This is a genomic window from Lysinibacillus parviboronicapiens (assembly GCF_003049605.2).
Classification (GTDB): domain Bacteria; phylum Bacillota; class Bacilli; order Bacillales_A; family Planococcaceae; genus Lysinibacillus; species Lysinibacillus parviboronicapiens.
Genome location: NZ_CP073713.1, coordinates 4269167 through 4288220, shown reverse-complemented (window position 1 = coordinate 4288220; position 19054 = coordinate 4269167). Strand labels below are relative to the sequence as shown.

At 41.7% G+C, this 19054-nt stretch carries 10 protein-coding genes, 3 rRNA genes and 3 riboswitches; all 13 genes read left to right on the top strand.

Going from position 1 to position 19054, the window contains the following annotated elements; translation table 11 throughout:
• Window positions 1-242 precede the first annotated feature (242 nt).
• The 13 genes from C9J31_RS20710 to purC all read left to right on the top strand — a co-directional run bounded on the left by C9J31_RS20710 (window position 243) and on the right by purC (window position 19052).
• Window positions 243-1187 carry an AAA family ATPase gene (locus tag C9J31_RS20710; protein WP_107926618.1) on the top strand — a complete coding sequence of 315 codons (945 nt, stop codon included), beginning with the start codon at window positions 243-245 and terminating at the stop codon, window positions 1185-1187.
• A complete protein-coding gene (locus C9J31_RS20705; protein ID WP_107951425.1) occupies window positions 1184-2365 on the top strand; it encodes a DUF58 domain-containing protein in 1182 nt (393 codons plus the stop codon). The genes C9J31_RS20710 and C9J31_RS20705 overlap by 4 nt, the downstream gene beginning before the upstream one ends.
• Window positions 2362-4545, top strand: a complete 2184-nt coding sequence (locus C9J31_RS20700; protein ID WP_107951426.1) for a DUF4129 domain-containing transglutaminase family protein — start codon at window positions 2362-2364, stop codon at window positions 4543-4545. The genes C9J31_RS20705 and C9J31_RS20700 overlap by 4 nt, the downstream gene beginning before the upstream one ends.
• Window positions 4546-4580: 35 nt before the next feature.
• A riboswitch (purine riboswitch) is annotated at window positions 4581-4682 on the top strand.
• Between the two features lie 152 nt (window positions 4683-4834).
• A complete protein-coding gene (gene guaA, locus C9J31_RS20695) occupies window positions 4835-6388 on the top strand; it encodes a glutamine-hydrolyzing GMP synthase (protein WP_107926612.1) in 1554 nt (517 codons plus the stop codon).
• A gap of 550 nt (window positions 6389-6938) precedes the next feature.
• Window positions 6939-7040, top strand: a riboswitch (purine riboswitch).
• Between the two features lie 129 nt (window positions 7041-7169).
• Window positions 7170-8474 carry an NCS2 family permease gene (locus C9J31_RS20690; RefSeq protein WP_107951427.1) on the top strand — a complete coding sequence of 435 codons (1305 nt, stop codon included), beginning with the start codon at window positions 7170-7172 and terminating at the stop codon, window positions 8472-8474.
• Window positions 8475-8876: 402 nt separating this feature from the next.
• Window positions 8877-10428, top strand: a 16S ribosomal RNA gene (locus tag C9J31_RS20685).
• A gap of 309 nt (window positions 10429-10737) precedes the next feature.
• Window positions 10738-13666, top strand: a 23S ribosomal RNA gene (locus C9J31_RS20680).
• 188 nt (window positions 13667-13854) lie between these two features.
• A 5S ribosomal RNA gene (rrf, locus tag C9J31_RS20675) occupies window positions 13855-13970 on the top strand.
• Together the 16S, 23S and 5S rRNA genes form the textbook arrangement of a ribosomal RNA operon.
• Window positions 13971-14684: 714 nt before the next feature.
• On the top strand, window positions 14685-14879 hold the full coding sequence (locus tag C9J31_RS20670) for an NETI motif-containing protein (RefSeq protein WP_107924741.1): 195 nt from the start codon (window positions 14685-14687) through the stop codon (window positions 14877-14879).
• A gap of 93 nt (window positions 14880-14972) precedes the next feature.
• A riboswitch (purine riboswitch) is annotated at window positions 14973-15071 on the top strand.
• A gap of 216 nt (window positions 15072-15287) precedes the next feature.
• Window positions 15288-15776, top strand: coding sequence for a 5-(carboxyamino)imidazole ribonucleotide mutase (gene purE / locus C9J31_RS20665; protein ID WP_107924740.1), 489 nt, complete (start codon window positions 15288-15290; stop codon window positions 15774-15776).
• Window positions 15773-16897, top strand: coding sequence for a 5-(carboxyamino)imidazole ribonucleotide synthase (purK, locus tag C9J31_RS20660; RefSeq protein ID WP_054767631.1), 1125 nt, complete (start codon window positions 15773-15775; stop codon window positions 16895-16897). The genes purE and purK overlap by 4 nt, the downstream gene beginning before the upstream one ends.
• Window positions 16898-16910: 13 nt before the next feature.
• Window positions 16911-18206, top strand: a complete 1296-nt coding sequence (purB, locus tag C9J31_RS20655) for an adenylosuccinate lyase (RefSeq protein ID WP_054767632.1) — start codon at window positions 16911-16913, stop codon at window positions 18204-18206.
• A 135-nt stretch (window positions 18207-18341) separates the two neighbouring features.
• Window positions 18342-19052 carry a phosphoribosylaminoimidazolesuccinocarboxamide synthase gene (purC, locus tag C9J31_RS20650; RefSeq protein WP_107949996.1) on the top strand — a complete coding sequence of 237 codons (711 nt, stop codon included), beginning with the start codon at window positions 18342-18344 and terminating at the stop codon, window positions 19050-19052.
• Window positions 19053-19054 lie beyond the last annotated feature (2 nt).

The following is a 19054-nucleotide window of genomic DNA, read 5'->3' as shown; positions in this document are numbered from 1 at the left end:
TATATACTATTAACCGGGCTTGTTTGATAAAATCAGACAAGCCCTCTTTTAGCGTGCTTTTAAGGAGAGAAGTTCTCTTCATTCAGGAAAACGCACATAATGTCCAACTGATATAGCTAAATATCGACAATCCGAATGTTGGCAGTTTCACATAATTGTGTTACTAAGCAGTTTTCGTTATGCTTTAATTAAGTTATCATGCAATTCACACAATTTTTTGGTGGAATAAGGAGGTATTTTTTATGAATTCACAAATACAAACTGTACTAGAAAATATAGAAAAAGTAATGATTGGTAAAAGGGAAGTGGCAGAGCTTAGTATAGTGGCCTTGCTCGCGAAGGGGCATGTGTTATTAGAAGATGTGCCGGGTGTCGGTAAGACCATGATGGTGCGTGCCCTCGCTAAATCTTTTGATGCTCAGTTTAAACGTATTCAGTTCACGCCGGATTTATTGCCGTCTGATGTTGTAGGTGTATCTATCTATAATCCTAAAACACTGGAATTTGAATTTCGACCAGGTCCAATTATGGGAGATGTCGTATTAGCAGATGAAATAAATCGAACATCCCCGAAAACACAATCAGCTTTATTGGAGGCGATGGAAGAAGCTTCAGTTACTATTGATGGCAATACACTTAAAATAGCTCAGCCATTTTTTGTGATGGCCACTCAAAATCCTATTGAACATGAAGGAACCTATCCACTGCCAGAGGCACAGTTAGACCGATTTTTACTAAAAATAAAAATGGGTTATCCTTCAAGAGGACAAGAGGTGGAAATACTACGTCGAGCAGAAAATGGTAAGCCAATTGAAAAGATTGATGCTGTACTATCATTGGCACAATTAATTGAATTACAGGTGCTTGTCCAAGGTGTTTACGTTGAAGATTCCGTGAAAAATTATATGGTTGAGCTAGCTACACAAACGAGAGAGAATAGTTATGTTCATTTAGGGGTTAGCCCGCGTGCGACAATTGCCCTAATGAAAGCTTCACAGGCCTATGCGTTTATAAAAGGGCGTAGTTTTGTGACGCCGGATGATGTACAGTATTTAGTTCCTTTCGTCTTTAGCCATCGTATAACACTGAAGCCTGATGCGCGCTATGATAATGTGACAGCCGAGGAAATTATTGAACGTATTATTGCAAAAACGCCAGTGCCTACAAAGAGGTTTGCAGAGCAATGAAAAAATGGCGAGCTCTTTTTGAGAAAAGTAAGCATTTCTTATTAGTGACCTTGCTGATACTAATAACGTTCTGTTATGCCATGTTCCAGGGGGGCTTTGTTAGTTGGTTTGTATTTTTTACTGTTAGTCCTTTTTTGCTGTATGCTTTTATTTTTTTATTAGTAAAAGAAGCGATAGTAGGGGTAGAACGCAAGATTGAACCTTCACATGTAGAAAGTGGGCAATCAGTTAAAGTAACAATAAGCTTAGAGCGAAAGACGCGTTTTCCATTTGCTTATATGCTGATGGAGGAGCTTGTTAATAGCGAACCACTGATTCAATCAAAGGTACAAGGCACTAGTGTCATTAAATTTGTTGGCTTTAGGAAAAAGTTTACTTGGAATTATACATTGGACAGTTTGCCACGTGGGGAGCATCGTTATTTAGGTGTAGCCATTGTCTTCAGTGATTTTTTTGGTTGGGCAAAGAAGCGTACAGTGATGGAAAGTGAACAAATAGTTTTAGTGTACCCAAGGGTAAGAGAAATGGTATATGCTACGCTGCAAACAAAATTCGATATGGGCTCAATGATGTCACCGTACTCGGTTGTGAAAGATACATCGATGGCTGTAGGTTTACGTGAATACGTGCCTGGTGACCGTTTTTCATGGATTCATTGGAAATCCTTTGCGAAAACGCAAACACTTCAGTCAAAAGAATTTGAAGATCGTCAGTCTCAGGAATTATTGTTAGTGCTTCATACAGGGGCTTCGCCGCTATTTGAAGAGAAAGTTGAGCTTGCTGCTTCCATGTTACAAACAATTGTGCAAGGACGTGGAGATATTTCTTTTGTGTCATCAGGAGCAAAGACGAAGGTATTTCCACTCATTCAGAGTGAAAAGCAACTAGATCAGGTGATGCATCATTTAGCTGCCATAAAGCCTACCGAAAATGTTGAATTTCAATTACGAAATCAGCAAAGCTTTAAGCAGGTTGCTTCACTTTTACTCGTTACGACCGATGTTTCAGACCAATTACTACATAGTCTCGCTAATTTGGCGAAATACTGTATTTGTTTTGTAATTGCAGAACGGCCGCCATCGCAGACAGAGGTAGCGAAACGTTATAAGCAAATCCAATTTGTACATGTGGATCCAACAGATTATTATCACTTATTCACGGAGGTGATGAAGCCGTGAAAAAATCACTAGGAAATTTTGTAGAATTAGCAATTGCATACGTCATTATTTTCTTTATTTTACGTGAATGGCTTGTTCCAGTTATGGAGTTAACGAATACAAGTCTAATCCATTTATTTTTAGTATTTATCGGCTTAGCTCTTGTACTTAGCTTATTCAATGTTCATCCGCTGTTATCGGGGCTTGTGAAACTTGGTTTTATTACATGGTTTATTGTCTTTGTTTATAGCGAAAGTGCTGTGTTATCCGGAGAGACCGTCTCATTTTTAATGAATGAATTGAAAATGAATATGGCAGCCATTCTTTCTGGGAATTTTGGACAAGTTTCAGATTCTTTTAGAACTGTGCTATTTCTTGCGCTTATTTGGATGCTGATATATCTCATTCACCATTGGATTACGGTGCATAAGAATATCTTCTATTTCTTTGTACTGACCGTTTTTTTCATCGCTACACTCGATACATTTAGTGAATATGACGGGAAAGTGGCAATTGTCAAAGTTGTTGTCCTTGGTCTTTTGATGACAGGTGTACTGTTTGTGAAGCGTTTATGGCTTCAAACAGGTGCATCAAATGAAACAGCATTGGAGTGGAAAATTGTTGTACCGATGCTAGTATCAGTAATGCTTGTGAGTACAGTAGCCTTCTTTTTACCAAAAGAAGGACCCACCTGGGCGGACCCAGTTCCATTTATCCAAAGTGTTACGGGACAAGGGGAATCAGGAATAGGTAAGAAATCTGTTGGCTATAGTGAGGATGATAGTCAGCTAGGAGGACCATTTAAAGGCGATGATACACTGATTTTTACCGCTAGTTCTCGTGACCGACATTATTGGCGTATTGATACAAAGGATACCTATACTTCGAAGGGGTGGATTCATTCTAACGGAAATTTTGGAGAAGAGGTTTATCAGGATAATAGTGTCATTCCTACTATGCTTCAAGTAGGCTCACCTGAAAATGAACGTGAAATTCAGATGGATATTAAGGTTCCTATGCCATTTTTAATTCAAACATACGGCATGCGATATATTGCAACAGAAGAACCTACAATATTTATTCAAAATATGCAAACGGAAAAGATACTAACAAAGCAACAAAATGGGGATACTAAATTATTATCTCATTATACGCTTGCTTATAGTGAGCCAATCTATAGTATGCAACAACTTCGTTTGTCGGAGCCATCAATGCTCGAGACGTTAGATCCTTCTCTAGATCGCTTTTTACAACTGCCGAATACGCTTCCACAACGTGTTAGGGATTTAGCGGAGGACTTGATTCAAGATAAAGCTACGGTGTATGAACAAGTAAAAGCAGTAGAAAGTTATTTTTCAAGAGGTGGCTATAGCTACAATAAAACAGCTGCGGCTATACCAGCAGAAGGTCAAGATTATGTAGATCAGTTTTTATTTGATACTAAAATTGGCTATTGTGATAACTTCTCTACTTCAATGGTTGTTCTGTTGCGATCAGTGGGCATACCAGCGCGATGGGTGAAGGGTTTTGCGCCAGGAGATTTAGGACCCATCTCAAATGGTTTACGTGAGAATCGAGTAACAAATAATAATGCACATTCGTGGGTAGAGGCATATATTCCTGGGACTGGTTGGATTGAATTTGAACCTACAATTGGATTTTCGGGAACGGTCAATATCGATTATGATTTACAACGTGAGTCACCACAGCAAGAAGAAGTGTTACAGCCAGAAGAACAGCAAGAGCAACCACAAAAGCAAAAAACGGAACCCCAAAAAGCGACGTCTAGTTCGTCATTTAGCTTAAATGACGTTTGGACATGGTTGAAGAAACATAAATACGCATGGTTAGCTGTTGCTGTGTTAGTGGCTATTGTGAGCTTAACGCTCTTTATGCAGCGGAAAACATGGATTCCTAAAATGCAGGTGCGTGCTTTTCGTAAAAAAGAAGCAGATTGGACAAATTTTGATGCTTCTTATCAAGTGCTAACAAAGCAATTAGCACGCATTGGTCTTCGTCGAAAAGATGGAGAGACATTACGGGCATTCGCGAAGCGGGTAGATGCGTCGTTAGAGACTGATGAGATGCAAAAACTAACGGCAGTCTATGAACAGCGTATTTATAGCAATGATGCTAAAGACGTTGATTTCATAAAACTGAAAGAAAGTTGGGAATATTTAATCAATAGCACAATCGGTTGATTTTAGTGGGTACAAAGAGTAAAATGAAAAAAATTATATATGATTAGGATTGCTTTCATATAAGTTCGAAAATAGGGTTCGGATGTTTCTACGAAATCACCGTAAATGATTTCTCTATGAAGGTGAATGTTTTGGTTAGGTGAGAAGTTTAGAGAATCACTTTTCTTTGCTACGCATTCGCCTTTATAAATCAAGAACTTATGGACGCGTAGGAAGTTTTTACTTTCGTACGCGTTTTTCTTTGAACGTATGAAAAAATCCTTTAAAAATAGAAGAAGAGGTGGAAATATTGTCAGCAAGCCCTTTATTAAAAGAGCAAGAAAAAATCGTTGTTTTAGACTTCGGTAGTCAATTTAACCAATTAATTACGCGTCGTATCCGTGAATTCGGTGTGTTTAGTGAATTGCATCCTCATACAATTACGGCAGAAGAGATTAAAGACATGAACGCAGCGGGTATCATCTTTTCAGGTGGTCCAAACTCTGTTTACGATGAAAAAGCCTTCCATGTAGATCCAGCTATTTTTGAACTAGGATTACCAATATTAGGAATTTGCTATGGTATGCAATTAATGGCTCATACGCAAGGTGGTAAAGTTGAAGGTGCTGAAACACGTGAATATGGTAAAGCAGAGGTACAAGTAACAGCTGCTAACAAATTATTCGGTGATTTACCATCTGAACAAATCGTATGGATGAGCCATGGCGACCATGTAACGGAAGTACCTGCAGGCTTTGAAGTTATTGCCACAAGTGCTGCTTGTCCGATCGCTGCAATGGCAAACGTAGAACGCAAACTATATGCCGTACAATTCCACCCAGAAGTTCGTCACTCTGTATATGGCAATGACTTACTACGTCAATTCGTGTTCGATATTTGCGAAGCTAAAGGTGATTGGTCAATGGCGAATTTTATCGAGCTTGAAATTGCTAAAATTCGTGAAACAGTTGGCGACAAAAAAGTATTATGTGCCCTATCTGGTGGTGTAGATTCTTCTGTTGTTGCGGTACTCATTCATAGAGCAATCGGTGATCAACTTACTTGTATGTTCGTAGACCATAACTTAAACCGTAAAGGTGAAGTTGAACAGGTTATGAAAACTTTCACGGAAGATTTCGATATGAACCTAATTAAAATCGATGCACGTCAACGTTTTATGGACAAACTTGCGGGTGTGTCTGATCCAGAGAAAAAACGTAAAATTATCGGTAACGAATTTATTTACGTATTCGATGAAGAAGCATCGAAACTTGAAGGAATGGACTTCCTAGCACAAGGTACGTTATATACAGACATCATTGAATCGGGTACAACAACTGCCCAAACAATTAAATCTCACCATAATGTAGGCGGTCTTCCAGAAGACATGCAGTTCAAACTAATTGAACCACTAAAAACATTATTTAAAGACGAAGTACGTGCTTTAGGTTTAGAGCTTGGTCTCGATGAAAAAATCGTATGGCGTCAACCATTCCCAGGCCCTGGTCTAGGTATTCGCGTACTTGGTGAAGTAACAGAAGAAAAACTTGAAATCGTGCGTGAATCTGATTTCATCTTACGTGAGGAGATCGCTAAAGCAGGTCTAGATCGCGATATATGGCAATACTTCACGGTATTACCTGATATCCGTTCAGTAGGCGTAATGGGCGATGCTCGTACGTATGACTACGCAATCGGTATCCGTGCAGTAACGTCTATCGACGGTATGACTTCTGACTGGGCACGTATCCCTTGGGATGTATTAGAAAAAATCTCTGTACGCCTAGTAAACGAAGTAAAACACGTTAACCGCGTGCTGTATGATATTACATCTAAGCCACCAGCAACGATTGAGTGGGAATAATAATAGGAATACTTTTTAAAATGTTCTTGAAGCCTCAATTGTCCTTGCTATAATGGCGTACAAATACTCTCTTTTATTTGCATGATTTGCAAATGAAAGGGAGTTTTTTTATGACCACTAAATTGGATGACGTGGTTTGCGATGCTGTCAATTTGTAATAAAGCTGCATCAAATAGCGAGAAGGTTATGACAACCTTTCTTGCTTACTATTCATATTAACAATTACCAGATTATGATTAACTGAATAGCTAAGATAGAGAGTGCCTGTCTTTATCAAACAGTACTCTACGATGCTCTTTGTTACTAAGATTACGACCTTGAAATCGCTAACTTAATGCTAAATACGAGACCTTGACTACAATAAAACGAGCATTGGAGATGCGAATGTGAGGAAAAATGAAAATTTGTGAATGTGGATTTTTCTCCGTTTTTCGGCTATTTATATAAATCATGAACATTAAATTAGTATTTTACACGAACTTTCGTATTTTATTTTTATGAAATGTTCGGAAATAGGCTTGAAATCTAAAAAATGAAATGATATATTACGAATGTAAATTAAATAAGTCGTCGTATAATGTCGGGGATAAGGCCCGTGAGTTTCTACCAAGTTACCGTAAATAACTTGACTACGATTTAGTTTTATACGAATGTATAGACACTAAAAACTTTCACACAATAGATGTGATGAAATGTATCGTAGACATGCGACTAGTAGATTAGTCAGTGTGTCTTTTTTGTTTTCGATATTGAAGACGACAATACGGAGGATTTTTTTAAAATGAAAAAGTATTTCATGTTCGATGAATTAGGGACTAATTATCGCCGCGAAATTATTGGTGGTATTACAACTTTCCTTGCTATGGCTTATATCTTGGCTGTTAACCCAGGAATTCTTGGTGATGCGGGAATGGATAAAGGTGCTGTATTTGTAGCAACAGCATTAGCGGCAGCGGTCGGCTCTTTGATAATGGGTATTTTTGCAAAATTCCCTATCTCTTTGGCTCCAGGTATGGGACTGAACGCGTTCTTTGCTTATACAGTAGTATTAACATATGGTATTCCATGGCAAACTGGTTTAACTGGAGTATTCTTTTCAGGGATTATTTTCATTATCCTATCATTGACGGGTATCCGTGAAACAGTTATTAATGCAATTCCAGCACAACTTAAATATGCAGTATCAGCTGGTATTGGTTTATTTATTACATTTGTAGGTTTACAAGGCGCTGGCATAATTGTAGATAGTCCAGCTACATTATTAACATTAGGTTCGTTTACAGGTTCAACTTTACTTGCGGTATTTGGTATTATTCTTTCTGTCATCCTCATTTTAAAATTCCGTAGTATCGGAATTTTCTTAGGGATGGTTATTACAGCAATCGTGGGTATGGTTACAGGTGTAATTGCACCACCGGAAGCAGTTGTGTCTGCAATTCCAAGTGTAGATTCAACATTTATGGTTGCTCTTGATCCGATTTTTGGTGATTTCAGTTCTTTACTAAATGTTAAATTTTTAGTGGTTGTCTTAACATTTTTATTCGTTGACTTCTTCGATACAGCAGGTACATTAATGGCGGTTGCAACACAAGCAGGTTTGGTAAAAGACGATAAATTACCACGCGCAAGCCGTGCCTTAATGGCTGATGCACTTGCAACAACAATTGGTTCTTTGTTTGGTACTTCAACTACTACTGCTTATGTAGAATCAACTTCAGGTGTGGCTGCAGGGGCTCGTTCAGGTTTTGCTGCAGTTGTAACGGCTGTATTATTCCTAGTAGCATTATTTTTCTCACCATTACTGGCGGTTGTGACTCCAGCAGTAACAGCCCCAGCACTTGTTATCGTAGGTGTTCTAATGGTATCGTCTTTACGTTTAATTGATTGGGATAAATTCGAAATTGCAGTACCGGCATTCTTTACAGTATTAATGATGCCTCTAGGTTATTCAATTGCAACTGGTATCGCAATTGGTTTCGTATTCTATCCAGTAACAATGCTTTTAGCTGGTCGTAAAAAAGAAATTCACCCTATGATGTACGGATTATTCTTTGTCTTCCTTGCATACTTTATCTGGGTTCGCTAATATTAATGACAGAAGTGCTACTAAACTTTCGGTTTAGTGGCGCTTTTTCGTTTACTCGATCATTTATATTTATATAGAAGAAACTCGGTTTTTTATAAACTGAATAGTTTAACTTTAAGAAAACACTTGCAAACTATATTTTGCAATGGTATATTTAATCACGTTGTTACGATAACAAACGAACAACAAAACAAAAACTAAACAAAGTGTTGACAATAAGTTAACAACATGTTAAAGTATAAAAAGTTACTTAAACAGCAACTAACAATATGAACCTTGAAAACTGAACAAGCAAAACGTAATCAATAACGTTTTTAGTAACTAACTTCAGTTAGTGAACAAAACAAAATTTTGGACATCAAAATTGATGCCAGCAAAACAATTTGAGCTAATCAAATTTCTTTTATGGAGAGTTTGATCCTGGCTCAGGACGAACGCTGGCGGCGTGCCTAATACATGCAAGTCGAGCGAATGATGAGGAAGCTTGCTTCCTCTGATTTAGCGGCGGACGGGTGAGTAACACGTGGGCAACCTACCTTATAGTTTGGGATAACTCCGGGAAACCGGGGCTAATACCAAATAATCTCTTTTACTTCATGGTGAAAGACTAAAAGACGGTTTCGGCTGTCGCTATAGGATGGGCCCGCGGCGCATTAGCTAGTTGGTGAGGTAACGGCTCACCAAGGCAACGATGCGTAGCCGACCTGAGAGGGTGATCGGCCACACTGGGACTGAGACACGGCCCAGACTCCTACGGGAGGCAGCAGTAGGGAATCTTCCACAATGGGCGAAAGCCTGATGGAGCAACGCCGCGTGAGTGAAGAAGGATTTCGGTTCGTAAAACTCTGTTGTAAGGGAAGAACAAGTACAGTAGTAACTGGCTGTACCTTGACGGTACCTTATTAGAAAGCCACGGCTAACTACGTGCCAGCAGCCGCGGTAATACGTAGGTGGCAAGCGTTGTCCGGAATTATTGGGCGTAAAGCGCGCGCAGGTGGTTTCTTAAGTCTGATGTGAAAGCCCACGGCTCAACCGTGGAGGGTCATTGGAAACTGGGAGACTTGAGTGCAGAAGAGGATAGTGGAATTCCAAGTGTAGCGGTGAAATGCGTAGAGATTTGGAGGAACACCAGTGGCGAAGGCGACTATCTGGTCTGTAACTGACACTGAGGCGCGAAAGCGTGGGGAGCAAACAGGATTAGATACCCTGGTAGTCCACGCCGTAAACGATGAGTGCTAAGTGTTAGGGGGTTTCCGCCCCTTAGTGCTGCAGCTAACGCATTAAGCACTCCGCCTGGGGAGTACGGTCGCAAGACTGAAACTCAAAGGAATTGACGGGGGCCCGCACAAGCGGTGGAGCATGTGGTTTAATTCGAAGCAACGCGAAGAACCTTACCAGGTCTTGACATCCCATTGACCACTGTAGAGATACAGTTTTCCCTTCGGGGACAACGGTGACAGGTGGTGCATGGTTGTCGTCAGCTCGTGTCGTGAGATGTTGGGTTAAGTCCCGCAACGAGCGCAACCCTTGATCTTAGTTGCCATCATTTAGTTGGGCACTCTAAGGTGACTGCCGGTGACAAACCGGAGGAAGGTGGGGATGACGTCAAATCATCATGCCCCTTATGACCTGGGCTACACACGTGCTACAATGGACGATACAAACGGTTGCCAACTCGCGAGAGGGAGCTAATCCGATAAAGTCGTTCTCAGTTCGGATTGTAGGCTGCAACTCGCCTACATGAAGCCGGAATCGCTAGTAATCGCGGATCAGCATGCCGCGGTGAATACGTTCCCGGGCCTTGTACACACCGCCCGTCACACCACGAGAGTTTGTAACACCCGAAGTCGGTGAGGTAACCTTTTGGAGCCAGCCGCCGAAGGTGGGATAGATGATTGGGGTGAAGTCGTAACAAGGTAGCCGTATCGGAAGGTGCGGCTGGATCACCTCCTTTCTAAGGATATTTTCGGAATACAAACCTTGGGTTTGTAAGATTACGTTTTGCGTTCAGTTTTGAAGGTTCATTCTTCTGAATGAATAACTTCAAAACTTGTTCTTTGAAAACTGGATAAAACGACATTGAAATAGTAACAAACACATTTATTTTTTAAGTTTTTTAGGCTTAATAACAGATAATGTAGGGTTTCAAGACACAAGTAGTTCTAGGAAGCAAGCGAGAGAGGAAAGGAGCGTACCTTAGTACGTGACTGACTGAACGAGTGAAGCTGACAACGAAATACGCAGTGTATTGGAAGCCGACGTAGGTTAAGTTATTAAGGGCGCACGGCGAATGCCTTGGCACTAGGAGCCGAAGAAGGACGGCACTAACACCGATATGCTTCGGGGAGCTGTAAGTGAGCTTTGATCCGGAGATTTCCGAATGGGGGAACCCACTACGTTTAATCGCGTAGTATCTTGACGTGAATACATAGCGTCTTGAAGGCAGACCCAGGGAACTGAAACATCTAAGTACCTGGAGGAAGAGAAAGAAAAATCGATTCCCTGAGTAGCGGCGAGCGAAACGGGAAGAGCCCAAACCAAGAGGCTTGCCTCTTGGGGTTGTAGGACACTCAATACGGAGTTACAAAAGAATGAGTTAGATGAAGCGACTTGGAAAGGTCCGCCAGAGCAGGTAAAAGCCCTGTAGTCGAAAGTTCATTCCCTCCTGAGTGGATCCTGAGTACGGCGGAACACGTGAAATTCCGTCGGAATCTGGGAGGACCATCTCCCAAGGCTAAATACTACCTAGTGACCGATAGTGAACCAGTACCGTGAGGGAAAGGTGAAAAGCACCCCGGAAGGGGAGTGAAAGAGATCCTGAAACCGTGTGCCTACAAGTAGTTAGAGCCCGTTAATGGGTGATAGCGTGCCTTTTGTAGAATGAACCGGCGAGTTACGATTACGTGCGAGGTTAAGTTTTAGAAGACGGAGCCGCAGCGAAAGCGAGTCTGAATAGGGCGAATTAGTACGTGGTCGTAGACCCGAAACCAGGTGATCTACCCATGTCCAGGGTGAAGGTAAGGTAACACTTACTGGAGGCCCGAACCCACGCACGTTGAAAAGTGCGGGGATGAGGTGTGGGTAGCGGAGAAATTCCAATCGAACCTGGAGATAGCTGGTTCTCTCCGAAATAGCTTTAGGGCTAGCCTCGTGATGAGAATACTGGAGGTAGAGCACTGTTTGGACTAGGGGGCCATCCCGGTTTACCGAATTCAGACAAACTCCGAATGCCAGATATTTATACACGGGAGTCAGACTGCGAGTGATAAGATCCGTAGTCAAAAGGGAAACAGCCCAGACCACCAGCTAAGGTCCCAAAGTAATCGTTAAGTGGAAAAGGATGTGGCGTTGCATAGACAACCAGGATGTTGGCTTAGAAGCAGCCATCATTTAAAGAGTGCGTAATAGCTCACTGGTCGAGTGACGCTGCGCCGAAAATGTATCGGGGCTAAACGATTCACCGAAGCTGTGGATTGACATCTACGATGTCAGTGGTAGGAGAGCGTTCTAAGTGCGTTGAAGTCAGACCGGAAGGACTGGTGGAGCGCTTAGAAGTGAGAATGCCGGTATGAGTAGCGAAAGACGGGTGAGAATCCCGTCCACCGTATGACTAAGGTTTCCTGAGGAAGGCTCGTCCGCTCAGGGTTAGTCGGGACCTAAGCCGAGGCCGATAGGCGTAGGCGATGGACAACAGGTTGATATTCCTGTACCACCTCCTCACCGTTTGAGAAATGGGGGGACGCAGTAGGATAGGGTAAGCGCGCCGTTGGTTGTGCGCGTCCAAGCAGTAAGGCGTGTGTGTAGGCAAATCCGCACACTGTAACGTTGAGCTGTGATGGCGAGTCCTTTAAGGACGAAGTTCCTGATTTCACACTGCCAAGAAAAGCCTCTATCGAGGTGAGAGGTGCCCGTACCGCAAACCGACACAGGTAGTCGAGGAGAGAATCCTAAGGTGTGCGAGAGAACTCTCGTTAAGGAACTCGGCAAAATGACCCCGTAACTTCGGGAGAAGGGGTGCTCTTGAGCGTGCAAGCGCATGAGAGCCGCAGTGAATAGGCCCAGGCGACTGTTTAGCAAAAACACAGGTCTCTGCAAAACCGTAAGGTGACGTATAGGGGCTGACGCCTGCCCGGTGCTGGAAGGTTAAGAGGAGTGGTTAGCGCAAGCGAAGCTGCGAATTGAAGCCCCAGTAAACGGCGGCCGTAACTATAACGGTCCTAAGGTAGCGAAATTCCTTGTCGGGTAAGTTCCGACCCGCACGAAAGGCGTAACGATCTGGGCACTGTCTCAACGAGAGACTCGGTGAAATTATAGTACCTGTGAAGATGCAGGTTACCCGCGACAGGACGGAAAGACCCCGTGGAGCTTTACTGTAGCCTGATATTGAATTTTGGTACAACTTGTACAGGATAGGTAGGAGCCAGAGATCTCGGAGCGCCAGCTTCGAAGGAGGCGTCGGTGGGATACTACCCTGGTTGTATTGAAATTCTAACCCATGCCCCTTAGCGGGGCAGGAGACAGTGTCAGGCGGACAGTTTGACTGGGGCGGTCGCCTCCTAAAAGGTAACGGAGGCGCCCAAAGGTTCCCTCAGAATGGTTGGAAATCATTCGTAGAGTGTAAAGGCACAAGGGAGCTTGACTGCGAGACCTACAAGTCGAGCAGGGTCGAAAGACGGGCTTAGTGATCCGGTGGTTCCGCATGGAAGGGCCATCGCTCAACGGATAAAAGCTACCCCGGGGATAACAGGCTTATCTCCCCCAAGAGTCCACATCGACGGGGAGGTTTGGCACCTCGATGTCGGCTCATCGCATCCTGGGGCTGTAGTCGGTCCCAAGGGTTGGGCTGTTCGCCCATTAAAGCGGTACGCGAGCTGGGTTCAGAACGTCGTGAGACAGTTCGGTCCCTATCCGTCGTGGGCGTAGGAAATTTGAGAGGAGCTGTCCTTAGTACGAGAGGACCGGGATGGACACACCGCTGGTGTACCAGTTGTCTTGCCAAAGGCATCGCTGGGTAGCTATGTGTGGACGGGATAAGTGCTGAAAGCATCTAAGCATGAAGCCCCCCTCAAGATGAGATTTCCCATTACGCAAGTAAGTAAGATCCCTCAAAGACGATGAGGTAGATAGGTTCGAGGTGGAAGTGTGGTGACACATGGAGCTGACGAATACTAATCGATCGAGGACTTAACCAAAATGTTTGAAACATTCAATGTACCGTTTATCCAGTTTTGAAAGAACAACATCTTTCTAAAAGAGGGTTTCAAGATACGAGTAGTTCAAGGAAGCAATTGAGAGAAGAAAGGAGCGTACCTAAGTACGTGACTGACTGAACGAATGAAGCTGACAAAGAAAGACGACGTATATTGGAAGCTGACAATAGTCTAGTGATGATGGCAAAGAGGTCACACCCGTTCCCATACCGAACACGGAAGTTAAGCTCTTTAGCGCCGATGGTAGTTGGGGGCTTCCCCCTGTGAGAGTAGGACGTCGCTAGGCACATTATAAAAGTCGAGGATTTATTCCTCGGCTTTTTTTGTTATATACTTTTCTTTTTATTAATAATTTACGGTACAGTCGGTAAACCCATTCATTTATTTTGTGAGATTAGATTAAAGGTAAAAGAAACCCTTTTATAAATCTATAAAAATGATATTGCTAGATAAGTTTCCATAAATAAAGGACATGTATTCGTTGTTCCGAAAACATATTATCCGATCAGTGAGGTTGACCCAAAAAATCCAGAAGTTATGCTGACCACGCAAAAAATCCAATAATATTAGAAAAAACATTCACTGCAGACGGTATTACAATAATACAAAATAATGGGCTCTTCAAAGATGTTGTACACTACCATTTGCATATCATTTCATGTTTTAATGGTGATGGTTTTCGTGGCATGAACCAGAAATAATTGTGGGAGAGGATGAAGTTGAACTTTGGAAAATAACATTGCAAAGTTTATTGTAGATAGGGGAAATCGCAAAGGGTTTTTTCTAGTTTATCTTTCTTATCTTACATTTGATATTTTTTAATAAAAAACTAGACTTTTTTTCTGCAATTCGTAGTTCTTTGTGGGCGTTTTTTTGTCCGACTTATTGCGTCATTACTAATTGTTACAAAATCGTGTATTCTAGAAATGTACTATCAGGGTATAATGGGTTTCAGGCGCGGAAGAATAATTAAAGACTAGTGATTGGAAGGAAGAGCAATGTGGGAAAAAAGCAAATTTGGTATGAAGTAGAAGAAAATGAGACGATTGACGAATGCTTGACGAGAATGCGTCAAGATGGTTATCTAGCGGTAGGACGAAAAGAGGAACCGGTTTTTCATATAGTAGATGGAGAACCCGCGTATTTGCGTCAAAAAATACAATTTAAAGCGATGTTGTGTCAAGATTTTGAATAAATTTGACTTAAAACCGAACAATTCTAATTAGTGAAAATAAAACGTTCGCATTTTTGCATTGACGATAGTGTTTTCAATTGTTAAAATGTGATAAGGAAAAACAATTAAATCCCTCATATATGCTAGAGAATTGGCTCTAGTGTCTCTACCCGGCACCGTAAATGCTGGACTATGCGGGAAAGCAACTTTTGGCATGTTAAGGGAAGGTGTGTGTACAGATGTGTAAATCTGCATATTCTTTTCATAATAAGTCCTCAAGTAAGCTGCTTTCACGTGTATTATAGAGAGTAGTTTATTTGGGGATTTTCTATGTAGACAAAAGTAAAGAAATGCAGTGGCTATTGAATAATAATAGAGGCTTGCACAATAATCAATCATTTTTCTATCGTGTAAAAGGAGCGACAATTCATGAATCCGAAAATCGGTGTCATTATGGGTAGTTCAAGTGACTGGGAAACAATGAAGCATGCATGTGATATTTTAGATGAATTACAAGTACCGTACGAGAAAAAGGTAGTATCCGCACATCGTACTCCTGATTTAATGTTTGAATACGCAGAAGCAGCACGTGAGCGAGGTATTCAAGTAATTATAGCAGGTGCTGGCGGTGCGGCACATTTACCAGGGATGGTAGCAGCAAAAACGACGTTACCAGTTATTGGTGTACCCGTGCAATCTCGTGCGCTTAACGGGTTGGATTCACTATTATCAATTGTCCAAATGCCAGGTGGTGTTCCTGTAGCGACTGTTGCGATTGGTAAAGCAGGAGCAACGAACGCAGGACTGCTTGCAGCGCAAATTTTGTCGACAACTGATACGGAACTTGCTAACAAACTAGATGCTAGACGCGAGGCGACGAAGCAACAGGTATTGGAAAGCACAGGTGACTTAGTGTGATAAAAATTATTTATCCCGGACAAACAATAGGTATAATTGGTGGGGGACAACTTGGTCGTATGATGGCACTTGCGGCAAAGGAAGCTGGCTTTAAAGTTGCGGTGCTAGAACCTACAATGGATTCACCTTGTGGACAGGTTGCGGATATTCGTATTGTGGCACCTTACGATGATGAGTCGGCATTAGAGGAACTGGCAGAAGTAAGTGATGTTATAACATATGAGTTTGAAAATATTGATTATGACGGCTTAAAGCGGTTAACTCAAATGGCCTATGTACCACAAGGTGCAGAATTAGTTCGCATTACACAAAATCGTGTAACGGAGAAGGCTGCGATAATGAACGCGGGTTGTCCAGTAGCACCTTATGTAGTGGCGGGAACATATGAAGAGCTAGTAGCCAATATCGATACCATAGGATATCCTTGCATTGTGAAAACAGCAAGAGGTGGATATGACGGCAAAGGACAGCAACTTCTAGAATCTGCAGTTGATCTACCATTAGTGGAAGGGCTTTTCGCCCACTCACAATGTATTGCTGAGGGGTTTGTACCATTCGTGAAAGAGGTATCTGTCATTGTACAACGGAATGGTAATGGAGAGTCTTATTGTCAGCCTGTTGGTGAAAATATTCATGTTCATCATATTTTGCATGAAACCATTGTACCTGCGCGTATCAAAGATGAAACAGCGTTAGTAGCTGAACAGGAGGCTTTGAAAATTGCAGATTACCTAGACTTAGTAGGCACACTAGCGGTAGAAATGTTCGTATTAGAAAATGGCGGCATTATTATTAATGAATTAGCACCAAGACCTCATAATTCAGGTCACTATTCAATAGAAGCATGTAATGTATCACAATTCCATCAGCATATTCGTGCTGTTTGTGGTTGGCCGCTGCGCAAACCACAACTATGGGCACCATCAATTATGGTGAATGTTTTAGGGCAACATGTGGTGCCACTAAGTAACTCGATTGCAAAATATCCTGATTGGTCATTGCATCTTTATGGGAAAGCTGAAGCTAAGGTGAACCGTAAGATGGGCCACGTAACGATTATGACAAAAGATTTGGACCATACTTTAAAAGAAATCGAGCATTCTGGCATTTGGTCAGAATAGAAGGAGATACGCAATGATTGAACGTTACACAAGACCCGAAATGGGCGCAATTTGGACAGAACAAAATAAATACCAAGCTTGGCTAGAGGTCGAAATTTTAGCATGTGAGGCTTGGGCAGAAATTGGCGATATTCCAAAGGAAGATGTAGCTAAAATTCGTGATAATGCTTCATTTGATGTAGATCGTATATTGGAAATTGAGAAAGAAACACGCCATGACGTAGTAGCCTTTACGCGTGCAGTTTCTGAAACGCTAGGTGAGGAACGTAAATGGGTACACTATGGCTTAACTTCGACGGATGTAGTTGACACAGCACTTTCTTATATTATTAAACAGGCGAATGATATTTTACGACGTGATATTGTGAATTTTATTGATATTATTGCAGTGAAAGCAAAAGAGCATAAACATACGGTTATGATGGGACGCACACATGGTGTTCATGCAGAACCAACAACTTTTGGCTTAAAGCTAGGCTTGTGGTATGAAGAAATGAAACGTAACCTAGAACGTTTTGACGCAGCAGCACAAGTAATTGAAACTGGGAAAATGTCTGGAGCAGTTGGCACTTATGCAAATATCGACCCACGTGTTGAACAATATGTATGTGACAAATTAGGGTTGGCTGCATCACCGATTTCAACACAAACACTACAACGTGACCGCCATGCACAATATTTAGGTGCATTAGCATTAATTGCGACATCAATTGAAAAATTCGCAACTGAGATTCGCGGGTTGCAAAAATCCGAAACACGAGAAGTAGAAGAAGCTTTTGCAAAAGGACAAAAGGGCTCATCAGCAATGCCACATAAGCGCAATCCAATCGGTTCTGAAAATATGGTTGGTATGTCACGCTTAATGCGTGGTTATATGGTAACTGCTTATGAAAATGTAGCACTATGGCATGAACGTGATATTTCACATTCATCCGCAGAGCGTGTGATTTTACCGGATGCAACAATCACACTGAACTATATGTTAAACCGCTTTGGTAACATCGTGAAAAATTTAACAGTATTCCCTGAAAACATGAAACGTAATATGGGCCGCACATTTGGACTAATTTACTCTCAACGCATTTTATTAGCACTAATCGATAAAGGCTTAGTGCGTGAAGAAGCGTATGATACAGTACAGCCATTAGCAATGCAGGCGTGGGACGAGCAAGTTCAATTCCGTACGTTAGTCGATGCAAGTGAAAAAATCACAGCGTATTTAACGAAAGAAGAATTGGACGAGTGCTTTGACTACAACTATCACTTACAGCATGTAGACATGATTTTTGATCGTCTTGGACTAAACTAACTTTTATTCAATCATTCGACGAAATAAAGTTAGTGCCGTTGACGGATGTTACGGATTTTGAATTGCTTGTACGATTCAAAATCCGAACATCACAATGTTGAGGCGTATTTCATAATAATCTGGGGGAATGACGAAATGAATAAAGATCAACTTTTGTATGAAGGTAAAGCAAAAAAATTGTATGCAACTGAGGAACCTAATGTACTCCTAGTAGAATACAAGAATAGTGCAACAGCATTTAATGGTGAGAAAAAAGAAGAAATTGAAGGAAAAGCTGTTCTAAATAACCGCATTACTTCCTTAATATTCGAAAAATTACAAGCAAACGGAATTGCGTCACATTTCGTACAACGATTATCTGATACAGAACAACTTGTGAAAAAGGTCGACATTATTCCAATTGAGGTCGTAGTACGTAACGTTGCGGCTGGTAGCTTAGCTAACCGCCTTGACCTTGAAGAGGGCACACCATTAAAGCGTCCAATCGTTGAATTCTATTATAAAGACGACGAACTGGGCGATCCGTTCATTACTACGGAGCATATTGATGTACTAGAACTTGCAGCACCAGAAGAAGTAGCAGCAATGTATGAAGGTGCATTGGCTGTTAACAAAGTACTGCAACCAATATTCGCAGATGTAAACGTTACTTTAATTGATTTTAAATTAGAGTTTGGACGTGATACAAATGGCGATGTACTGCTAGCTGATGAAATCTCACCAGATACATGTAGATTATGGGATGCAGAAACAAAACAAAAGTTGGACAAAGACGTCTTTCGTCGAGACCTTGGTAATTTAACTGAAGTATATACTATTATTCTTTCTAGACTCGGAGGCAAATAACA